General features: G+C 54.8%; 19 protein-coding genes, 1 tRNA gene and 1 pseudogene. 16 read left to right on the forward strand and 5 right to left on the reverse strand.

Going from position 1 to position 19613, the window contains the following annotated elements; genetic code table 11:
* Positions 1-2: 2 nt before the first annotated feature.
* The 9 genes from ACMV5I_RS05590 (at position 3) to ACMV5I_RS05630 (ending at position 7285) form a co-directional block, all read left to right on the forward strand.
* Complete coding sequence (locus ACMV5I_RS05590) at positions 3-515, forward strand: tail fiber assembly protein (RefSeq protein ID WP_414823842.1); 513 nt, start codon at positions 3-5, stop codon at positions 513-515.
* A gap of 153 nt (positions 516-668) precedes the next feature.
* A complete protein-coding gene (locus ACMV5I_RS05595) occupies positions 669-1838 on the forward strand; it encodes a phage tail sheath protein (protein ID WP_414823843.1) in 1170 nt (389 codons plus the stop codon).
* Positions 1839-1853: 15 nt separating this feature from the next.
* A complete protein-coding gene (locus tag ACMV5I_RS05600) occupies positions 1854-2375 on the forward strand; it encodes a phage major tail tube protein (RefSeq protein WP_065686068.1) in 522 nt (173 codons plus the stop codon).
* Positions 2376-2437: 62 nt separating this feature from the next.
* On the forward strand, positions 2438-2734 hold the full coding sequence (locus ACMV5I_RS05605) for a phage tail assembly protein (RefSeq protein ID WP_414823844.1): 297 nt from the start codon (positions 2438-2440) through the stop codon (positions 2732-2734).
* A 14-nt stretch (positions 2735-2748) separates the two neighbouring features.
* Complete coding sequence (locus ACMV5I_RS05610) at positions 2749-2886, forward strand: GpE family phage tail protein (RefSeq protein ID WP_071680395.1); 138 nt, start codon at positions 2749-2751, stop codon at positions 2884-2886.
* Positions 2879-5323 carry a phage tail tape measure protein gene (locus ACMV5I_RS05615; RefSeq protein WP_414823845.1) on the forward strand — a complete coding sequence of 815 codons (2445 nt, stop codon included), beginning with the start codon at positions 2879-2881 and terminating at the stop codon, positions 5321-5323. Before ACMV5I_RS05610 ends, ACMV5I_RS05615 begins: the two co-directional genes overlap by 8 nt.
* Positions 5324-5337: 14 nt before the next feature.
* Entirely contained in the window at positions 5338-5823 is a 486-nt protein-coding gene (locus tag ACMV5I_RS05620) for a phage tail protein (protein WP_414823846.1), read from the forward strand.
* On the forward strand, positions 5820-6995 hold the full coding sequence (locus tag ACMV5I_RS05625) for a phage late control D family protein (protein WP_414823847.1): 1176 nt from the start codon (positions 5820-5822) through the stop codon (positions 6993-6995). The genes ACMV5I_RS05620 and ACMV5I_RS05625 overlap by 4 nt, the downstream gene beginning before the upstream one ends.
* 71 nt (positions 6996-7066) lie before the next feature.
* Positions 7067-7285, forward strand: a complete 219-nt coding sequence (locus ACMV5I_RS05630) for a DNA-binding transcriptional regulator (protein WP_414823848.1) — start codon at positions 7067-7069, stop codon at positions 7283-7285.
* A gap of 172 nt (positions 7286-7457) precedes the next feature.
* On the opposite strand, the gene ACMV5I_RS05635 is transcribed toward ACMV5I_RS05630, so the two are convergent.
* Positions 7458-7534, reverse strand: a tRNA-Ile gene (locus tag ACMV5I_RS05635).
* A 148-nt stretch (positions 7535-7682) separates the two neighbouring features.
* Here ACMV5I_RS05635 and mug point away from each other — a divergent pair.
* On the forward strand, positions 7683-8171 hold the full coding sequence (gene mug / locus ACMV5I_RS05640) for a G/U mismatch-specific DNA glycosylase (RefSeq protein WP_074031204.1): 489 nt from the start codon (positions 7683-7685) through the stop codon (positions 8169-8171).
* 49 nt (positions 8172-8220) lie between these two features.
* Here mug and rpoD read toward each other — a convergent pair whose 3' ends face one another.
* The 3 genes from rpoD to rpsU form a co-directional block, all read right to left on the reverse strand.
* The gene (gene rpoD, locus ACMV5I_RS05645; protein WP_024528266.1) at positions 8221-10059 is read right to left on the reverse strand and encodes an RNA polymerase sigma factor RpoD; all 1839 of its coding nucleotides are present in this window, start codon (positions 10057-10059) and stop codon (positions 8221-8223) included.
* Between the two features lie 157 nt (positions 10060-10216).
* Positions 10217-11965, reverse strand: coding sequence for a DNA primase (dnaG, locus tag ACMV5I_RS05650; protein ID WP_021179484.1), 1749 nt, complete (start codon positions 11963-11965; stop codon positions 10217-10219).
* A 137-nt stretch (positions 11966-12102) separates the two neighbouring features.
* A complete protein-coding gene (rpsU, locus tag ACMV5I_RS05655; RefSeq protein ID WP_001144069.1) occupies positions 12103-12318 on the reverse strand; it encodes a 30S ribosomal protein S21 in 216 nt (71 codons plus the stop codon).
* A gap of 324 nt (positions 12319-12642) precedes the next feature.
* Here rpsU and tsaD point away from each other — a divergent pair, with 324 nt between their 5' ends.
* Positions 12643-13656, forward strand: a complete 1014-nt coding sequence (tsaD, locus tag ACMV5I_RS05660; RefSeq protein WP_024483061.1) for a tRNA (adenosine(37)-N6)-threonylcarbamoyltransferase complex transferase subunit TsaD — start codon at positions 12643-12645, stop codon at positions 13654-13656.
* Between the two features lie 31 nt (positions 13657-13687).
* Here tsaD and plsY read toward each other — a convergent pair whose 3' ends face one another.
* Positions 13688-14326 carry a glycerol-3-phosphate 1-O-acyltransferase PlsY gene (plsY, locus tag ACMV5I_RS05665; protein ID WP_021179487.1) on the reverse strand — a complete coding sequence of 213 codons (639 nt, stop codon included), beginning with the start codon at positions 14324-14326 and terminating at the stop codon, positions 13688-13690.
* 107 nt (positions 14327-14433) lie between these two features.
* On the opposite strand from plsY, the gene folB reads away from it, so the two are divergent.
* From folB to lldD, 5 genes and pseudogenes are all read left to right on the forward strand, one after another.
* A complete protein-coding gene (gene folB / locus ACMV5I_RS05670) occupies positions 14434-14793 on the forward strand; it encodes a bifunctional dihydroneopterin aldolase/7,8-dihydroneopterin epimerase (RefSeq protein WP_024483059.1) in 360 nt (119 codons plus the stop codon).
* Between the two features lie 140 nt (positions 14794-14933).
* Positions 14934-15761 (forward strand): undecaprenyl-diphosphate phosphatase, encoded by an 828-nt coding sequence (bacA, locus tag ACMV5I_RS05675; RefSeq protein WP_414823849.1) that lies wholly within the window; start codon positions 14934-14936, stop codon positions 15759-15761.
* Between the two features lie 268 nt (positions 15762-16029).
* Positions 16030-17663, forward strand: a pseudogene (lldP, locus tag ACMV5I_RS05680) (L-lactate permease).
* Positions 17660-18442 (forward strand): transcriptional regulator LldR, encoded by a 783-nt coding sequence (lldR, locus tag ACMV5I_RS05685; protein ID WP_414823850.1) that lies wholly within the window; start codon positions 17660-17662, stop codon positions 18440-18442. The pseudogene lldP and the gene lldR overlap by 4 nt, the downstream one beginning before the upstream one ends.
* Before the next feature lie 17 nt (positions 18443-18459).
* Entirely contained in the window at positions 18460-19599 is a 1140-nt protein-coding gene (lldD, locus tag ACMV5I_RS05690) for an FMN-dependent L-lactate dehydrogenase LldD (protein WP_261144502.1), read from the forward strand.
* The last annotated feature ends 14 nt before the right edge of the window (positions 19600-19613 follow it).

Genomic DNA, 19613 nt, shown 5'->3' on the forward strand with positions numbered 1-19613 from the left:
AAATGAAACTGGTTAATTTACAACGTTATGTGCCTGATGTGTTGTTTAACGGTGGTGGAATACAATATTTTATCGATGACACTGGGCTGGACTGGTTTAAATCGATGCCATTTTTCACCAAAAAATACAGTCTCGCGATTGAAAACGATACAGGGGTAATTCGTAGTATCAGTGAAGATGCTTCCCGTTTATATCCTGTGGGCCTAACAGTGGTCGATGTCGATAGTTTGCCTGATGGGTGCGATATTTTAGGTGGATGGTTGTTTGATGGGGAAAAAGTTATCCCTCGTATTGAAACGCATGAGGAGATTGTCGCGAAAGCACAGAGAAACAAAGAAAGGCTTCTAGAAATAGCCACCAAAGCAATGGGGCCACTACAGGACGCAAAGGATTTGGGGATTGCCACTGAAGATGAATTGATGAAACTAAAAGATTGGATGATCCATCGGGTAGCGTTAAGTCGAATTAATCCAGAAAATGCCCCCAGTAGCTGGCCGGTTGCCCCTGATGCATGATGCAAAACAGCCCGCAAAAGTTCGCGGGCTATTCTTTGTGATTGCGCTCTGTCCGCCGCGTCGTTGTCTGGCAAACCTTCCAACGTTGATGACGTGCTTATAGGCGCGCGCGGCGGCAAGCTGTCCACACCAAACAACCACGGAGTAAACGCAATGAGTGACTACCATCACGGCGTGCGAGTCATTGAAGTCAACGACGGCACCCGCGTGATTTCAACGGTTTCCACCGCCATTATCGGCATGGTGTGTACCGCCAGCGATGCTGATGCGGCCATGTTCCCGCTCAATATCCCGGTATTGATTACCGATGTGCAGGCTGCGGTAGGCAAGGCGGGTAAAAAAGGCACGCTTGCCACTGCGTTGCAGGCCATTGCTGACCAGTGCAAGCCGGTCACGGTGGTGGTGCGAGTGGCCGAGGGCAAAGATGCTGCCGAGACTACCTCCAATATTATCGGCGGCACAAATGCTACGGGCCAGAATACCGGCCTCAAGGCGTTACTGACGGCGCAGTCAGTCACCGGTGTTAAGCCGCGCATCCTTGGCGTGCCAGGGTTGGATACGAAAGAGGTGGCCGTGGCAATGGCCACGGTCTGCCAGTCCTTGCGTGCCTTTGGCTACATCAGTGCCTGGGGCTGCAAAACCCTCCCTGACGCCCTCAAATACCGCGACAACTTTGGCCAGCGTGAATTGATGCTGATTTGGCCGGATTTCCTTGCCTGGGATACCGCGACCAATGCTAGCAACACAGCTTATGCCACCGCGCGTGCCCTCGGCCTGCGGGCCAAAATCGACCAGGAGCAGGGGTGGCATAAAACCCTGTCCAACGTCGGCGTTAACGGTGTGACTGGTATCAGCGCCTCAGTGTTCTGGGATTTGCAGACACCCGGCACTGATGCCGACCTGCTCAACAAGGCGGGAGTCACCACCCTCATCCGTAAGGATGGTTTCCGTTTCTGGGGTAACCGCACCTGTTCTGATGATCCGCTTTTCCTGTTTGAAAACTACACCCGCACCGCGCAAGTGTTGGCCGATACCATGGCCGAGGCGCACATGTGGGCAGTGGATAAGCCCGTCACCCCAACGCTGGTCCGCGACATCATTGACGGCATCAAGGCTAAATTCCGCGAGCTGAAAACCAGCGGCTATATCGTTGATGCGGATTGTTGGTATGACGAAAGTTCAAACGATAAGGAGTCCTTGAAAGGCGGGAAGCTGTATATCGATTACGACTATACCCCTGTCCCTCCACTGGAAGACTTGACCCTGCGCCAGCGTATTACCGATAAATATTTGGTGCCGCTTGCTGCATCCATCAACAGCTAAGAGGACATGTAACACATGGCACTCCCGCGCAAACTGAAATACCTCAACCTGTTTAACGATGGCTTGAGCTACATGGGTATTGTCAGCTCGGTGACCTTGCCGAAACTGACCCGCAAGCTGGAGAACTATCGCGGCGGTGGCATGAACGGCAGCGCCCCGGTGGATTTTGGCCTGGACGATGAAGCGCTGAACGTGGAATGGGCCATCGGCGGCTTGCCTGATGATGCATTGTGGGGGCAATACGCTGCCGCCAGTGCGGCAACCGTGCCGCTGCGCTTCTGCGGCTCTTACCAGCGTGATGACACCGGCGATGTGGTGGCCGTCGAGATTGTGCTGCGTGGTCGCCACAAAGAAATGGATTTTGGCGAGCAGAAACAGGGTGAGGATACCGAAACCAAAATCACCACCCAATGCACCTATTACAAGCTGACGATTGACGGTAAAGAGCGCATCGAAATCGACACCATCAACATGATTGAGCGCGTGAACGGTGTCGATATGTTGGAGCGCCATCGCCGCAATATCGGCCTGTCGTAATGTACCGGCGGTCAGCAATGCTGGCCGCCCCTTGTCCCCTGTTAAATAAGTGAGAGAACCCCATGAGCAAAGCAAACAAAGCAGCAGAAAACCCGAACGTGGTCACCCTGGATACACCGGTAAAGCGCGGCGATACCGAGATTACGTCTGTGACATTGATTAAGCCAAACGCGGGCACCCTGCGTGGTGTGAGTCTGGCCTCGGTGGCCGGTTCGGATGTTGACGCGCTTATCAAGGTCTTGCCGCGCATGACTTACCCGTCACTGACCGAAAGTGAGGTTGCTTTGCTGGAGCTGCCTGACCTTGTGGCGCTGGCGGGTCAGGTCGTTGGTTTTTTGTCGCCGAATGCGGAACGCTAACGTTTCCCACCGGGATGTCGGTTGATGACCTGATGGCGGATATCGCGGTGATTTTCCACTGGCCGCCGTCAGAGCTTTACCCGATGAGCCTGATGGAGGTTATCAACTGGCGCGATAAAGCGCTCCAACGAAGCGGACACGCGAATGAGTAACAACGTTAGATTGCAGGTGCTACTCAAAGCCGTTGACCAAGCCAGCCGCCCATTCAAGCACATCCAGACAGCGAGCAAGTCGCTGTCTGCGAACATCCGCACAACGCAGCAAGACCTCAAAAAGCTGAATGCTCAAGCCAGACGTATTGAGGGTTTTCGCGAGTCGAGTGCGCAGCTTGCGGTTACCGGTCGAGCACTGCAAAAAGCCAAGCAGGACGCTGCTGCTCTGGCAGTTGCGATGAGAAGTACGGTCAACCCCACCAACGCACAAATAAAGGCGCTGGAGATAGCCAAGCGCGCGGCCTCCGAGTTGCAGATCAAGCATAACGGGCTGCGAGAGTCGGTGCATCGCCAGCGGCAGGAGTTGACGCAAGCGGGGATTAATACCCGCACGCTGGCCAACGACGAGCGCAGGCTTAGGGCCTCTATTAGTGATACCACCAACCAGCTCAATCGCCAGCGTGAGGCGCTGGTGCGTGTCAGTCAGCAACAGGAGCGGTTAAGTAACGTCCAGCGACGCTATCAGGCGGGCAAGCAGTTGGCGAGTAATGTGGCCGGGATGGGCGCAGCCGGGATGGGGATTGCGACGACGGGCTTGTATGCGGCGGGTCGATTTATTTCGCCCGGCGTGGGTTTTGACAAGCAGATGTCAGGGACTCAGGCTATTTTGGGTCTTGATAAGAGCGACGAGAAGCTCGTCAAAATCCGTCAGCAGGCGCGCGATATTGGCTCTACAACGGCATTCTCTCCGGGTGATGTGGCGCGTACGCAGACGACGTTGGCCAGGTCAGGGTATGACGCCGATGCGGTGCTGGCTGCTACCGGCTCAACGGTGAATCTCAGCTTGGCCGCCGATGTGGATATCGCGCAGGCGGCGGATATCATCACCAACATGCAGTCAGCCTTTAACCTTGCCAATGCGGACATCGAGCGTATTGCTGACGTGATGACCAAAGGGTTTACCTCGTCAAATACCAATCTTGTCGAGTTGGGCGAGGCAATGAAGTACGTCGCACCAATTGCGGAAGCTGCTGGCGCGAGTATTGAAGATACCACCGCCATGCTGGGTATTTTGGCGGACAACGGCATCAAGGCGTCTATGGCAGGGACGGGCACCAGCGCCATCTTTAGCCGCTTGCAGGCTCCGCAAGGGCAATCACCTGAGGCCCTGGATGAACTGGGTGTTAAAACGCGCGACGGCAAAGGCAATATGCTGCCCGTTGAAAAAATCCTTAAATCTATCCACGCCTCATTCAAGAAAAATGACCTCGGTACGGCGCAGCAGGCGGAATACCTGAAAGTCATTTTTGGTGAAGAGGCCATGAAGGGCGCGATCAAGCTCGTGGCCGCCGCCGGTAACGGAAAGTTGGCCGAGAAGCGTGCGGCGATTGGCGGGGCGAAAGGGACGACGGACAGGATTGCAAAAATCCAGACCGACAACCTTGATGGGGACTTAAAAAACCTTACGTCAGCCTGGGAAGATGTGCGCATAGAGGTGTTTGAAAAACAGAACTCGGCACTGAGGCAACTGACGCGCACCGCGACGGGCTGGCTGGCAACGGTGGGCAAGTGGACAAAGGAAAACCCCGAACTGACCAAAAAAATCTTTATGGTCACCACGGCTATCCTGGGCGTCATTGGTGTGCTGGGTGGGATTGGTCTGGTCGCGTGGCCGGTGATTGCGGGGATTAACGGCATCGTTGCGGCTGCGGGGTTGATGAGTACGATTTTCAGTGTTGCCGGTTTATCAATAATGAATGTGTTGGGGGCGTTGACGTGGCCGATTGTTGCTGTAGGCGCTGCGTTCGTTGCGGGGGCGCTGCTTATCCGCAAGTACTGGGAGCCTATCAGTGCATTCTTTGGTGGGGTAATTGCCGGTATTGCTGCGGCGTTCGCCCCGGTTGGCGAGCTGTTTACTCCGCTTAAACCGATGTTTGACTACCTTGGCGGCAAGCTAAAGGAAGTGTGGCAGTGGTTCACTGACCTGTTGAGGCCAGTGAAAGCCAGTCAAGAGACCCTCAACAATTGCAAGAATGCCGGTGTTGAGTTTGGCCGCTCAGTGGCCGACGCGCTGATGTTGCCGCTCAAAGCGTTTAACAAGCTACGCCAGGGGATTGATTGGGTGCTGGAGAAGCTTGGCATTATCAACAGTGAGTCCAGTGACATCGACAAGAAGGCGCAGAAAGCCAACGACTATGCAGCCGGGGCCGGTGGCGGTTATTACCCGGTAGGTGGTGCAATGCCAGGGACGTATGTGCCGGTCAGCGCCGGGGGTGGGAAATCCTACACGGACAACAGTGTCAACAACTACCACGTGGCCAGCAGCCATCCGGGCGGCATGACCGAAGCGCAAACCAAGCGGATGTTGTTGCAAGTGGTTGAGGAGCGCGAGCGCAAGGCACGCGCGGCGCAGCGTTCCACATTGGCTAGCGACTAAAGAGGGGAGTCACCATGATGTTAATCCTGGGGTTGTTTGTGTTTCGGCTTCAAACGCTGCCCTATCAGACCATGCTACGCAATGTCGATTATCGCTGGCCATCCAATAGCCGGATTGGCTTGCGTCCGGCGTTGCAGTTTCTCGGCGTCGGTGAGGAGAAAATTACGTTATCCGGGGTGCTGATGCCGGAGATCACCGGCGGTAAGGTCTCGTTGCAGCTCCTTGACGCGATGGCCGCCGAGGGTCGGGCATGGCCACTGCTGGAGGGCACTGGCACCATTTACGGGATGTTTGTGGTCAACAGCGTCAGCGAGACCCGTAGCGAGTTCTTTTCCGACGGTAGTGCCCGGTGCATTGAGTTCTCGCTTACGCTGACCCGCGTGGATGAGTCCCTGTCTGCGCTTTATGGAGATTTGCGGACGCAGGCTGAGGGCTTGCTCGGTCAGGCTGGCGCGCTGGCCGATAAGGCCGGGGCAGCTATGGGAGGGCTGTTCTCATGATGGCGGGGCTGACGTTAGATGCAGGGGCAAAGGTGGCCCCGGCCTTTATGCTCACCCTGGGGGGCAAGGACATCACGCAGAACATCAGCCCGCGCCTGCTGTCACTTTCGCTGGTTGATAACCGCGGCTTTGAGGCTGACCAGCTTGATATCGAACTGGATGATGCTGACGGGCAGGTCATGATGCCTGTGCGCGGTGCGGTGCTTTCGTTGTTGTTGGGCTGGCAGGGGCAGCCGTTGGTCAACAAAGGCACCTTTACGGTGGATGAGGTGGAGCACCGAGGCGCGCCCGACACGCTGACTATTCGCGCCCGTAGCGCGGATTTTCGTGGCACGCTCAATTCACGCCGGGAGGAGTCTTATCACGACACCACTCTCGGCGCGGTGCTGGAGAAGATTGCGGCACGCAACAAGCTGACCGCCAGTGTTGCCGAGGGACTAGCCAGCATTGCCATCCCGCACATTGACCAGTCACAGGAGTCTGACGCCAAGTTTCTGACCCGCCTTGCCACGCGCAACGGGGCGGAGGTGTCGGTCAAGGCGGGTAAATTGCTGTTTCTCAACGGTGGCAGCGGTGTTACCGCCAGCGGTAAACCCATCCCGCAGGTGACCATCGAGCGCAGTGACGGTGACCAGCATCAGTTTGCTATTGCCGATCGGGGCGCCTATACCGGCGTAACAGCTAAATGGCTTCACACCAAAGACCCGAAAGCACCGCAAAAGAAAAAGATCAAACTCAAGCGCAAGCCCAAGGTGGAAAACCTGCGCGCGCTGCAACACCCCAAAGCCACCCAACCCACGGCGAGCAAGAAGGCACCGGCAAAGCTAAAGGAAGAACGCGAGGGTGAGTATATGGTCGGTGAAGCTGACAACGTGTTTGCGCTGACCACCATTTACGCCACCAAGACCCAGGCCATGCGGGCGGCCAAGGCCAAGTGGGACAAGTTACAACGCGGTGTGGCTGAGTTCTCGCTCAATCTCGCCATGGGGCGTGCCGACTTATACCCAGAAACGCCGGTTGCGGTAAGAGGCTTTAAGCGCGTCATAGACGAACAAGCATGGATAATCACCAAGGTAACCCACTCACTGGGTGATGGTGGCTACACGACGGCGCTAGAGCTTGAGGTAAGGCTTTCTGATGTTGAGTATGAGTCAGAGAACGAAAGTGAATAAAGTTATTCACAAAATGAGAATGATTGATTATCATCTGTTCATGATTTGAGAATAGTGAGAGGTGGTAAATCATGTTTCATTGCAACTTATGCCGTTCATCTGCACATGCTCGCTCTAGTCGCTACTTAAGCGAGAACACAAAAGAGCGTTACCACCAATGCCAGAACGTCAATTGCGGGCACACGTTCGTCACGATGGAGACCGTTGACCGGTCAATAATGTCACCCGGCAGGGTGAACCCCGTGCCACCGCACCCAAATCATTTTGGCCAACAAAGCATGATGATGTAAGTGAATCGCCCCGGAAATCCGGGGCTTTTTTATGCCTGGGGTTCACGAAAAAAGAGGGATAGCAAGGGGGCAAGAATTTGAATGGGGGGACGAAAAGGGGACAGTGACCTATACGGCAATAAAAAAGCCACCTTGTAGGGTGGCTTAATCATATGATTTTAAAGCTAAAATTTGGTGGCCCCTACTGGACTTGAACCAGTGACCAAGCGATTATGAGTCGCCTGCTCTAACCAACTGAGCTAAGGGGCCAGGCGGCGTGATTATACGGTAATCATGGGATGCAGGTCTACACCCATAAAACCATATGATGTTTTTATGCACAGTTCTAGCCTGTTGTAATTGCAGGCAGATTTTGCGATAACCGCTGTTAATTCCTTTTAACGGACTGGTGATACTCATGGAACTCTTGGCGCCAAACCTACAGGTGGTGTTCTGCGGCATCAATCCTGGCCTTTCCTCTGCCCATCAGGGCTATCCCTTTGCCAACGGCAGTAACCGCTTCTGGAAAGTGATCCATCAGGCGGGCTTCACCGATCGCCAGTTGGCCCCGGAACAGTGGCTACAGCTGCAAGATAACGGTTGTGGGATCACCGCTCTAGTCGCGCGGCCAACGGTGGCGGCCAGTGAACTTTCACGTGATGAATTACGCGGTGGCGGTGAGGTGCTCAAAGAAAAAATTCTGCGTTACCAACCTCGTGCTTTGGCGATCCTGGGGAAGCAGGCGTTCAGCAGTGCGTTTGGCGTGCGTAATGCCGCCTGGGGGCGTCAGGAGATGATGCTGGGTAAAACCGAGGTGTGGGTATTGCCTAATCCCAGCGGATTGAATCGTGCCACGCTGGAGCAGCTTACCGAGAGTTACCGCGAGCTATTCCTGGCGTTAAAATAAGGCATAAAAAAACCCCGGCGAGCCGGGGTTCTTACGAGGTCGTTAAACCTTAGTCATCCAGGAAGCTACGCAGCACTTCTGAACGGCTTGGGTGGCGCAGTTTACGCAACGCTTTGGCTTCGATCTGACGAATACGCTCACGGGTAACGTCGAACTGTTTGCCCACTTCTTCCAGCGTGTGGTCAGTGTTCATATCGATACCGAAACGCATACGCAGCACCTTCGCTTCGCGTGCGGTCAGGCCAGCCAGGACGTCGTGCGTGGCAGAACGCAGGCTTTCAGAAGTGGCAGAATCCAGTGGCAGCTCGAGGGTGGTATCCTCGATGAAATCGCCCAGATGTGAATCTTCATCATCACCAATCGGCGTTTCCATGGAGATCGGTTCTTTGGCGATCTTCAGCACCTTACGGATTTTGTCTTCTGGCATCAGCATACGCTCGGCCAGCTCTTCCGGCGTTGGCTCACGGCCCATCTCTTGCAGCATCTGGCGCGAAATACGGTTGAGCTTGTTGATAGTCTCAATCATATGCACCGGAATACGGATGGTACGTGCCTGGTCGGCGATAGAGCGGGTGATAGCCTGACGGATCCACCAGGTGGCGTAAGTTGAGAACTTGTAGCCACGACGGTATTCAAACTTGTCTACCGCTTTCATCAAGCCGATGTTGCCTTCCTGGATCAGATCCAGGAACTGCAGGCCACGGTTGGTGTATTTTTTGGCGATCGAGATAACCAGACGCAAGTTGGCTTCAACCATCTCTTTCTTCGCGCGGCGGGCTTTCGCTTCACCGATCGACATACGACGGTTGATATCTTTCACCTGCTCGATGGTCAGGCCGGTTTCTTCTTCGATCTGACGCAGTTTTTGCAGGCTGCGCTGAACATCTTCATTAACGTCTTTCAGCTTCTCTGACCATGGTTTACCCATTGCCAGTGCCGCTGCGAACCAGGTATCGCTGGTTTCGTTGCCGGCGAACAGGGTGACGAAGTTTTTCTTCGGCATTTTGCACTGCTCAACGCACAGCTTCATGATGATACGTTCTTGCGTACGAACGCGATCCATCATGGTACGCATGCTGTTGACCAGGAAGTCGAACTGTTTTGGCACCAGGCGGAACTGCTTGAACACTTCAGACAGCTTCAGGATCTCTTCTGCTGCGCTGGCGTGGCTGCGGCCGTTCTTTTTGATAACCAGACGAGTGGCTTCGTACTGATCGCGCAGATCGGTAAACTTCTGGCGCGCCAGTTCTGGATCGATGCTGTTGTCGTCTTCAGCTTCGTCTTCTTCGTCTTCGTCTTTTTCGTCGTCGTCCTGCTCTTCGGTGGTTAATTCAGAACCGATGTGCGTAGCGGTAGGGGCGATGTCCTCTTCCGCGTTAGGATCGACGAAGCCGGTGATCAGATCGGACAGGCGTGCTTCGCCAGCCTCGACACGATCGTACTGCTCCAGCAGATAGGTGATGGCTTCAGGGTACTCAGCAACCGAGCACTGCACCTGGTTGATGCCGTCTTCGATACGCTTGGCGATGTCGATTTCGCCTTCACGCGTCAGCAACTCAACGGTACCCATTTCACGCATGTACATGCGCACTGGGTCAGTGGTACGCCCGATTTCAGATTCTACGCTGGACAGCACCTGAGCGGCAGCTTCTTCCGCATCTTCGTCTGTGCTGTTGGTGTTTTCGGCCAGCAGCAGGTCATCGGCGTCCGGTGCTTCTTCCATCACCTGGATGCCCATGTCGTTAATCATCTGGATGATGTCTTCGATCTGATCGGAGTCGACGATATCTTCCGGCAGATGGTCATTGACCTCAGCATAGGTCAGATAGCCTTGCTCCTTACCACGTTGGACAAGAAGTTTAAGCTGTGACTGCGGGTTTTGCTCCATAAGACGGTATCCACACTTCAGAGTATTTGGGTTGGTGTCGGTCGGCGAAACCGCCAACAATAGCATTTGGGGCGTTTTTGTTGTTGCCGCGGCCCACTGTGGCGGCATATTGCAGGGCTCTGCCCTCGCATTTATCGGCACTTAAGCCGTTTGGTATTCAGTCTTTCTTCGCCAATGCCAGTTGTAATGACCAGAGTTCTTTGCGTTCGTCTGCATTCAGGCCATGCGTTCTGTCACGTGCGATCAAATCTTCCTGACGTTTTTCCAGCACCGAGTCATAGAGATTCGTCAGTGTATCTAAAAAGTGTTGCTCAACTTGTTCCTCAACGATCATATGGTTCCATGTCGCCAAGGTTTCAAGCTGCTGGCTCAATTTGTTATCCCGGTACAGTTCCAGCAACTGGCCGGTAGTCAGGCCCGGCTGCGCTAAGCAGGTCTGCACCAGTTCAACAAATAGCGGTAAACCCGCCTGTTTAGTCTGCTCGAGCCCTTCCAGGGAAGGGATAAGTGTAGCCAAACGCGGATTTTGCACCAGTAATCCTATCAGTATACGCATGGTTGTGCGTTTTAGCTGGGGCGCCTGATAAGTATTCGCATTTTCCGCCTGTTTGGGCATCAGCTTGTCGAGCTGGCTATCGTCCAGCAGGCCCAGTTTGCTGCCTAGCTGTTGGCGCAGGTAGAGACGTAATGTCTCGCCCGGCACCTGAGTGATCAGCGGTAGCGCCAAGGTACTCAGTTTGGCACGGCCATCCGGGCTGCTCAGGTCGACCTGTGGCATCAACGTTTCGAACAGGAAAGTGGAAAGCGGCTGCGCCAGCTCCATTCGTTGTTCGAAGGCGTCTTTGCCTTCTTTACGGACCAGGGTGTCCGGGTCTTCGCCGTCTGGCAAAAACATAAACCGTAACTGACGCCCATCGTTCAGATAGGGCAGTGCGGTTTCTAACGCGCGCCAGGCGGCTTCACGGCCAGCCCTGTCGCCGTCGTAACAGCAGACAACGTTATCGGTGGCGCGGAACAGCAGCTGAATATGTTCAGCCGTTGTCGAGGTTCCGAGTGAGGCAACGGCATAATCAATGCCATATTGCGCTAACGCCACCACGTCCATATAGCCTTCGACCACCAGCAAACGTTGCGGATTGGCGTGGCTCTGCTGCGCTTCATACAGGCCGTACAACTGACGGCCCTTGTGGAATACTTCGGTTTCCGGCGAGTTCAGGTACTTGGGCATACCGTCGCCCAGTACGCGTCCACCAAAAGCGATTACCCGCCCGCGTTTGTCGCGGATGGGGAACATCACACGTTCGCGGAAGCGATCGTAAGTGCGCCCTTGATCGTTAGTCACCAACATTCCGGCATCGTTCAGTGCTGCCCGGCTGTCGGTATCACGCCCGAAACGTTTTAACGCATTATCCCAACCGGCAGGTGCAAAGCCGATGGCAAAATGGCGGATAACGTCGTCACTCAATCCGCGCTGTTGCAGGTAGTTGCGCGCCTGCGTACCGTTAGATTGATGCAGTGACTGTTGATAGAACGCGCTGAGCTGTTCCATCAGTTGATATAGGCTTTGACGCTGATGGCGTTCGATTGGCGTCGGTCCGGTGCCTGCCTCGTAAGGCACTTCCAGCCCGTGCATGGTGGCCAGTTCCTCGATGGTTTCGACAAACTCGAGTCTGTCGTAATTCATCAGGAAGTCGACGGCGTTACCGTGCGCTCCACAACCAAAACAGTGATAAAACTGTTTGTCGCCATTAACGGTGAATGAAGGCGTTTTTTCGTGGTGGAACGGACAGCACGCGTGATAGTTCTTGCCCTGCTTTTTAAGCTTTACCCGGGCGTCGATCAGATCGACGATGTCGGTGCGAGCCAGCAAGTCATTGATAAATACACGCGGAATTCGTCCAGCCATAAGCCCCTGTTACGATTGCCTATAAACGAGAACAAGCCGCGCATTCCTTTCGGAAAGCACGGCCTTCGTATGCAACTACTCGGTCTGCGTGTTCTTGAAAAAGAAAAAAATCACGCGGTGGGGTTACCCCCGAAGGATTAATACAGACGAGTGCGGCGTGCGTTTTCGCGAGCCAGTTTCTTCGCGTGGCGTTTTACTGCAGAAGCTTTAGCGCGTTTACGTTCGGTAGTCGGTTTTTCATAGAACTCACGACGACGAACTTCAGCTAAAACACCTGCTTTTTCGCAGGAACGCTTGAAACGACGCAGTGCAACGTCAAATGGCTCGTTTTCACGTACTTTAATTACCGGCATGTGCCTCTCACCTCAATAGAATTCGGTTTGCTGCTGGCCAAGCGCCAGCCTTTTCAAAATGGTGCGGAATTTTACTTCAATGGATGCTGCTTTGTAAAGCACCATAGCAAATTGAAACACGCCGCGTTCCGGCAAACTCGCGCAATTATGCATCGGCCGCCGATTATAGACTAATCAGAAAAAATTGCTCGTTTTTAATCACCCGGCGGGCAACCTTGTGAATCATCGACATAGCGCACCATCGCGGCCAGGGTGCTGCAGGCTGGCGGTAAATGGCGTTGATTGTGATAAACTGGCGGTCGCACGTGAATGATGGGAAATGTAATGCGCGTATTGGGTATAGAAACGTCCTGCGATGAAACCGGTATTGCAGTGTATGACGATCAAGCCGGTTTGTTAGCCAACCAACTCTACAGCCAGGTGAAACTGCATGCCGATTACGGCGGCGTGGTGCCGGAGCTGGCTTCTCGCGATCACGTGCGCAAGACCGTGCCGCTGATCCAGGCCGCACTGAAAGAGGCGAACCTGAAGCCTACCGATATCGATGGCGTGGCGTATACCGCCGGGCCGGGTCTGGTGGGGGCCTTGTTGGTCGGGGCAACCATTGGCCGAGCACTGGCGTTTGCTTGGGGCGTGCCTGCGGTGCCGGTGCATCATATGGAAGGCCACTTGCTGGCACCGATGCTGGAAGATAATCCGCCCGCATTTCCGTTTGTGGCGCTGCTGGTGTCTGGTGGCCATACCCAACTGATCAGCGTGACCGGGATTGGTGAATATACCTTGCTGGGGGAGTCGGTCGACGACGCCGCTGGCGAAGCGTTCGACAAAACGGCCAAGCTGTTAGGGCTGGATTACCCAGGCGGGCCGATGCTGTCGAAAATGGCACAGCAGGGTACTGAAGGGCGCTTTACCTTCCCACGCCCAATGACCGACCGTCCAGGGCTGGATTTCAGTTTCTCCGGCCTGAAGACCTTTGCCGCCAATACCATCCGCTCTAATGGCAACGACGATCAAACCCGTGCCGACATTGCCCGTGCTTTTGAAGATGCGGTGGTGGATACGCTGGCGATCAAATGCAAACGAGCGCTGGAGCAGACAGGGTTTAAACGCCTGGTGATGGCCGGTGGCGTCAGCGCCAACCGCACGTTGCGCAGCAAGCTGGCAGAGTTGATGAAAAAACGCGGTGGTGAAGTGTTCTATGCCCGCCCGGAATTCTGCACCGACAATGGGGCGATGATCGCCTATGCCGGGATGGTTCGAATGAAAAACGGGGGTAATCCGGAGTTGGGCGTTACCGTTCGCCCTCGCTGGCCGCTGGCAGAGTTGCCTGCGGTGTAAAAGCCAAGGGCCGGAATCCCCGGCCCTTTAATCATTCTTCTTTGTGCTCTTCCTGCTCTAAAACACCGTCTTTCTTCTTGCGGAACTTACCCCAGATCTTCCCTTCCTGGCCGCGCCACAGGCGTTGGATATTGTCGTGATGGCGCATCAGGATCAGGCAGGAGAGCATCGCTACCGGGAAGGTAAACTGCGGTTTGAACCACCAGACGTAGAACGGCGCAATCAGCGCGCTGACGATCGCCCCGAGCGAAGAATAGCCGCTCAGCAGCACGGTCAGCAGCCAGGTGCCGGTCATCAGGCCGGTGAGATCCCAGCCGATCGGCGCAATGGCACCGAATGCCGTCGCCACGCCCTTGCCCCCACGGAAGTGGAAGAATACCGGGTAGATATGCCCAAGACAGGCAGCGATTGCCGTCAGGCCCAGATACAGCGGTGGGACGTTGAACGCATAGGCCAACCAGACTGGCAGCATCCCTTTGAGAATATCGAACACCAACACCGTAGCCGCCGCCAGGCGGCCACCGATACGCAGGACGTTGGTCGCCCCTGGATTTCCCGATCCATGTTCACGCGGATCCGGTAGCCTGGCGATCCGGCAAACCAGGATCGCGCTGGAAATTGAGCCACACAGATACGCGAAGATAATCATGCCAAGCGCGGTAGCACTCATAACGCGGTTCCGTTTAATAATGGTCGTTTTACTCGCAACATCTATGGATAATACGCATATTCCGTCGGAAGTGGTATCCGGCAAGGCCAAAAACTGAGAATGACGTGATGGATATCGTATTTATTGAAGAGCTTACCGTGATCACCACCATTGGCGTTTATGATTGGGAACAAACCATTCAGCAAAAGCTGGTGTTCGATATCGAAATGGCGTGGGACAACCGCCAGGCGGCCGCCAGCGATGATGTGAATGATTGCCTGAGCTATGCCGATATCAGCGATGCGGTCATTCAGCATGTGCAGCCCAATCGTTTTGCGTTGGTGGAGCGTGTAGCAGAGGAGGTATCCGAAATTTTGCTACGGCGCTTTAAATCTCCCTGGGTCCGTATTAAGGTCAGCAAGCCGGGTGCAGTCGCGCACGCCAGCCGGGTTGGGGTGATCATCGAGCGCGGTCAGCGCCCAGCCTGACAAGTTGTCACCAATATGCAACTAAAGACCGATATGCTGGTCTGTAACTAGAATTGTTTAAGCGGCAAGGTATTGAACATTGCCGCTTTTTTGTGCTTGTACCTTTAATAGCGTTAATTTTGAAATGGGGTAGTGGTCTGATGGCGGACATGCATTCATTGTTTGTGGCATTTGTGCTTGGGGTAGTCGAAGGGCTGACAGAGTTCCTGCCGGTTTCCTCAACTGGGCACATGATTATAGTTGGTGAGTTAATGGGTTTTACCGGCGATAAGGCGAAAACCTTCGAAGTTATTATCCAACTGGGTTCGATCCTGGCGGTGGTAGTGGTGTTCTGGCGCCGTCTGTTTGGCCTGATCGGCATTCACTTTGGTGGCAAACCGGTACCCCATGAAGGGCACACGGCAGGGCGGCTGAAGCTGGGCCATATCCTGCTGGCGATGATCCCTGCGGTTGTCTTGGGGCTGATCTTCCACGATGTGATCAAATCCCTGTTTGAACCGAAAAACGTGATGTATGCCTTGGTCGTTGGGGGGCTGTTGTTGCTGGCCGCCGAATGGCTGAAGCCGAAAAAGCCGCGCGCGGTCGGGCTGGATGATATTACCTACCGTCAGGCATTTTTGATCGGTTGCTTCCAGTGTCTGGCGCTGTGGCCTGGTTTTTCTCGTTCCGGCTCTACCATTTCGGGCGGTATGCTGGTCGGCGTGAGCCGCTATGCGGCCTCTGAATTCTCCTTCATTCTGGCGGTGCCGATGATGCTCGGGGCTAGCGGTCTGGATCTGTACAAGAGCCTGCACTTCCTGACGCTCAATGACCTGCCGATGTTTGCCGTCGGTTTTGCTACTGCGTTTGTGGTAGCGCTAATCGCCATCAAGACCTTCCTGCAGTTGATCAAGCGTATCTCGTTTGTGCCTTTCGCCATCTACCGCTTTATCGTCGCGGCGGCTGTCTACATGGTGTTTATTAATTAATTCTGGCGCCAGCTCGAACGGTTTCTCCTCTCCAATAGTGGGCTTTTTGCCCACTATGTTTATATTTAGTTGCCTTCGCCTCCCCCCTTTTGGTCCGACCAATGCCGGAAAAATGTGAACCTCTGGCACATAAACGGCAAAAATCCAAACAGACACATTGCATGTTTTTAACAGTAAGTTAACTATCGGTTATCAATTATATGACTTCGCCCTGTTGGTACGACCCATTAAGCGGAGGAGTATGTGAATAATCGCGGGAGTTATCTACATGGAAGTCTGGCAACAAGTTTATGATCCCATTGGCAATATTTGGCTATCAAGTGCGATCGCGGCGCTGCCCATTGCGTTTTTTTTCTTGGCGCTGATTAAACTGAAGCTCAAGGGGCATATTGCAGCAACGTTAACCGTTGGGATAGCTTTGCTGGTGGCGTTATTCCTCTACCGGATGCCCATTGACCGAGCGCTTGCTGCGGTGGTTTATGGTTTTTTCTACGGGCTGTGGCCGATAGCCTGGATCATTATTGCCGCAGTATTTGTCTACCAGATTTCGGTGAAGACCGGGCAGTTTGACGTCATCCGCTCCTCCATTCTCTCTATCACTCCCGACCAACGTTTACAGATGCTGATCGTTGGCTTCTGTTTTGGTGCCTTTCTGGAAGGAGCCGCCGTACCGCCGCCTTGTTGGTTGGGCTGGGGTTCAATCCTTTGTATGCCGCAGGGCTGTGTCTGATCGTCAACACCGCCCCGGTGGCTTTCGGCGCTATGGGCATCCCGATTATCGTTGCGGGCCAGGTGACCGGGTTGGACAGCTTTGAAATCGGCCAGATGGTCGGGCGCCAATTGCCGTTCCTGACGATTATCGTGCTGTTCTGGATCATGGCAATTATGGACGGTTGGCGCGGCATTAAAGAAACCTGGCCTGCGGTGGTCGTGGCGGGGGGAAGCTTTGCCTTGGCGCAGTATCTCAGCTCCAACTTTCTTGGGCCAGAGTTGCCAGACATCATCTCCTCGCTGGTTTCACTGGTATGCCTGACGCTGTTTCTGCGGGTTTGGCAGCCAAAACGCCTGTTCCGCTTCGATAATGCAGAGGGGGCGGTAGTCGACCAAAAGCTGGTGCAGCAGCACTATGCGTTAGGGCAGATTATTCGCGCCTGGATGCCGTTTATTTTTCTGACCGCTACGGTCACCCTGTGGAGCATCCCGCCGTTTAAAGCGTTGTTCGCGCAAGGTGGTGCGCTGTACGAGTGGGTGTTCTCTATTCCGGTGCCTTTTCTGGATAAGCTGGTGGCCAAAATGCCGCCGGTGGTGGCAAACATCACGCCTTATGTCGCCGTTTTCAAACTTGACTGGTTCTCTGCCACCGGCACAGCCATTATGGTTGCTGCTATCGCCTCTGTGATTTACCTGCGCATGAAGCCCAAAGACGCGCTCACCACGCTGGCTGAAACGCTAAAGGCGTTGATGCTGCCCATTTATTCCATTGGCATGGTGTTAGCCTTTGCCTTTATTTCCAACTATTCCGGCCTGTCGGCAACGTTGGCACTGGCATTGGCGCATACCGGCAGCGCGTTCACTTTTTTCTCACCGTTCCTTGGCTGGTTGGGCGTGTTCCTGACCGGCTCAGACACTTCGTCCAACGCGTTGTTCGCCGCTCTGCAAGCCACCACCGCCCAGCAGATCGGCGTTTCGGATGTGCTGTTGGTTGCGGCTAACACCACTGGCGGAGTCACAGGCAAAATGATCTCACCACAGTCTATCGCGATTGCCTGTGCTGCCGTGGGGTTGGTGGGGAAAGAGTCTGACCTGTTCCGCTTTACGGTAAAACACAGCCTGATCTTCACCTGTATGGTGGGGGTTATTACTACGCTTCAGGCTTACTGGCTGACCTGGATGATCCCATGACTGCAAATCTTCAACCCACTGATCCACTACGCTCGGCCGATCGTTTGGTTGAGCGTATCAAGGTGATGATCCGCGAACGCCAACTGGAAATGGGGATGCGCTTGCCCGCCGAGCGCCAGTTGGCCAACGAGTTGGGCGTCTCGCGTTCCTCTTTACGTGAGGCGATTCAAAAGCTGATTGGTGAAAAAACGCTCATTAGCCGACGTGGCGGTGGAACCTATGTCTGCGACGAGCTTTCCCCCTGGTCGGAGCAATGCATCGTGGAACCGCTGAGAACCTTGGTTACCGACGATCCTGACTATCGTTATGACATTCTGGAAGCTCGCCACGCCATTGAGGCCAGCACCGCCTGGCACGCGGCAATGCGCGCCACCGCCGCAGACAAAGAAAAGCTACAGGCTTGCTTTGACGCCATGCTAGCGCTTCAGGAGAGCGATCATCCTGAACTTGCCGCTCAGGCGGATGTGCGCTTCCATTTGGCGATTGCCGAGGCTTCACACAACGTGGTGTTGCTGCAAACCATGCGCGGCTTTTTCGATTTAATGCGCACCTCCGTCATGCATAGCCGCCAGCGTATGTACACCCAGCCGACGATTTTCACCCGGCTGACTGAACAGCACGAGGAACTGCTGCTGGCGATCCTGGCAGGCGATCCTGAACGGGCGGGTAAAGCGGCCAAATCTCACCTGGGATTCGTGCATTCCACCATTAAGAATCTGCATGAAGATGAGGCCAGGCAGGCGCGTATAACCCGCCTTCCTGATGACAATTCACCGTAACAAAGGGAGATCGTTTGATGATTATCTCAGCAGCCACGGACTATCGCGCTGCGGCACAACGTAAACTGCCGCCGTTTCTGTTTCACTACATTGATGGCGGCGCTTATGCCGAACACACTTTACGGCGTAACGTGGAAGATCTGGCTCAGGTCGCATTGAGGCAGCGTGTTCTTAAGAACATGTCGGCGCTCAGCCTGGAAACCAAGCTGTTTAACGAAACTTTGGCCATGCCTGTTGTCCTTGGCCCGGTTGGGTTATGTGGCATGTATGCCCGCCGTGGTGAGGTGCAGGCTGCAAGGGCTGCAGAACAACAAGGCATTCCGTTTACGCTTTCCACCGTATCGGTGTGCCCAATCGAAGAGGTGGCGCCGGCCATCAAGCGGCCCATGTGGTTCCAGCTGTATGTGTTGAAGGATCGTGGATTTATGCGTAATGCCTTGGAGCGGGCGAAAGCCGCGGGCTGTACCACCTTGGTCTTCACCGTGGATATGCCGACACCAGGTGCTCGTTACCGCGATGCGCATTCGGCAATGAGTGGTCCCTATGCTGCCCAACGGCGGTATTGGCAAGCCGTTACCCATCCTGCCTGGGCGTGGGATGTTGGCCTGAATGGGCGTCCGCACGATCTGGGGAATATTTCCGCTTACCTCGGAAAGCCCACCGGATTAGAAGATTATATCGGGTGGCTGGGGGCCAACTTTGACCCTTCGATTTCATGGAGTGATTTGGAATGGATCCGTGATTTCTGGCAGGGGCCGATGGTGATAAAGGGCATTCTCGACCCTGACGATGCACGTGATGCCGTACGCTTTGGCGCCGACGGCATTGTGGTTTCCAACCACGGTGGCCGTCAGTTGGATGGGGTGCTCTCCTCTGCCCGTGCGCTGCCGATGATTGCCGACGCGGTGAAGGGCGATATCACTATCCTGGCAGACAGCGGGATACGCAGCGGGTTAGACGTGGTGCGCATGATCGCGCTCGGGGCGGACAGTGTGCTGCTTGGGCGCGCTTATCTCTATGCGCTGGCGACAGCAGGCCAGGCTGGGGTGGAAAACCTGCTCGCATTGATCAAAAAAGAGATGTGCGTAGCGATGACGCTCACGGGGGCGAAAAGTATCGCTGAAATCAGCCGTGATTCGTTGGTGCTGGAGGGATAGGTAGGGGCGCATGC

Source organism: Serratia sp. T13T92 (assembly GCF_047530105.1).
In the GTDB taxonomy this organism is placed as follows: domain Bacteria; phylum Pseudomonadota; class Gammaproteobacteria; order Enterobacterales; family Enterobacteriaceae; genus Chania; species Chania fonticola.

Excerpts from the sequence above, each read along its gene's own strand:
- folB (WP_024483059.1), top strand. The coding sequence starts at position 14,434 with ATGGATATCGTATTTATTGAAGAGCTTACCGTGATCACCACCATTGGC.
- plsY (WP_021179487.1), bottom strand. The coding sequence starts at position 14,326 with ATGAGTGCTACCGCGCTTGGCATGATTATCTTCGCGTATCTGTGTGGC.
- ACMV5I_RS05605 (WP_414823844.1), top strand. The coding sequence starts at position 2,438 with ATGAGCAAAGCAAACAAAGCAGCAGAAAACCCGAACGTGGTCACCCTG.
- dnaG (WP_021179484.1), bottom strand. The coding sequence starts at position 11,965 with ATGGCTGGACGAATTCCGCGTGTATTTATCAATGACTTGCTGGCTCGC.
- ACMV5I_RS05600 (WP_065686068.1), top strand. The coding sequence starts at position 1,854 with ATGGCACTCCCGCGCAAACTGAAATACCTCAACCTGTTTAACGATGGC.
- rpoD (WP_024528266.1), bottom strand. The coding sequence starts at position 10,059 with ATGGAGCAAAACCCGCAGTCACAGCTTAAACTTCTTGTCCAACGTGGT.
- ACMV5I_RS05620 (WP_414823846.1), top strand. The coding sequence starts at position 5,338 with ATGATGTTAATCCTGGGGTTGTTTGTGTTTCGGCTTCAAACGCTGCCC.
- tsaD (WP_024483061.1), top strand. The coding sequence starts at position 12,643 with ATGCGCGTATTGGGTATAGAAACGTCCTGCGATGAAACCGGTATTGCA.
- mug (WP_074031204.1), top strand. The coding sequence starts at position 7,683 with ATGGAACTCTTGGCGCCAAACCTACAGGTGGTGTTCTGCGGCATCAAT.
- ACMV5I_RS05615 (WP_414823845.1), top strand. The coding sequence starts at position 2,879 with ATGAGTAACAACGTTAGATTGCAGGTGCTACTCAAAGCCGTTGACCAA.
- ACMV5I_RS05590 (WP_414823842.1), top strand. The coding sequence starts at position 3 with ATGAAACTGGTTAATTTACAACGTTATGTGCCTGATGTGTTGTTTAAC.
- lldR (WP_414823850.1), top strand. The coding sequence starts at position 17,660 with ATGACTGCAAATCTTCAACCCACTGATCCACTACGCTCGGCCGATCGT.
- ACMV5I_RS05610 (WP_071680395.1), top strand. The coding sequence starts at position 2,749 with ATGTCGGTTGATGACCTGATGGCGGATATCGCGGTGATTTTCCACTGG.
- ACMV5I_RS05625 (WP_414823847.1), top strand. The coding sequence starts at position 5,820 with ATGATGGCGGGGCTGACGTTAGATGCAGGGGCAAAGGTGGCCCCGGCC.
- bacA (WP_414823849.1), top strand. The coding sequence starts at position 14,934 with ATGGCGGACATGCATTCATTGTTTGTGGCATTTGTGCTTGGGGTAGTC.
- rpsU (WP_001144069.1), bottom strand. The coding sequence starts at position 12,318 with ATGCCGGTAATTAAAGTACGTGAAAACGAGCCATTTGACGTTGCACTG.
- ACMV5I_RS05595 (WP_414823843.1), top strand. The coding sequence starts at position 669 with ATGAGTGACTACCATCACGGCGTGCGAGTCATTGAAGTCAACGACGGC.
- ACMV5I_RS05630 (WP_414823848.1), top strand. The coding sequence starts at position 7,067 with ATGTTTCATTGCAACTTATGCCGTTCATCTGCACATGCTCGCTCTAGT.
- lldD (WP_261144502.1), top strand. The coding sequence starts at position 18,460 with ATGATTATCTCAGCAGCCACGGACTATCGCGCTGCGGCACAACGTAAA.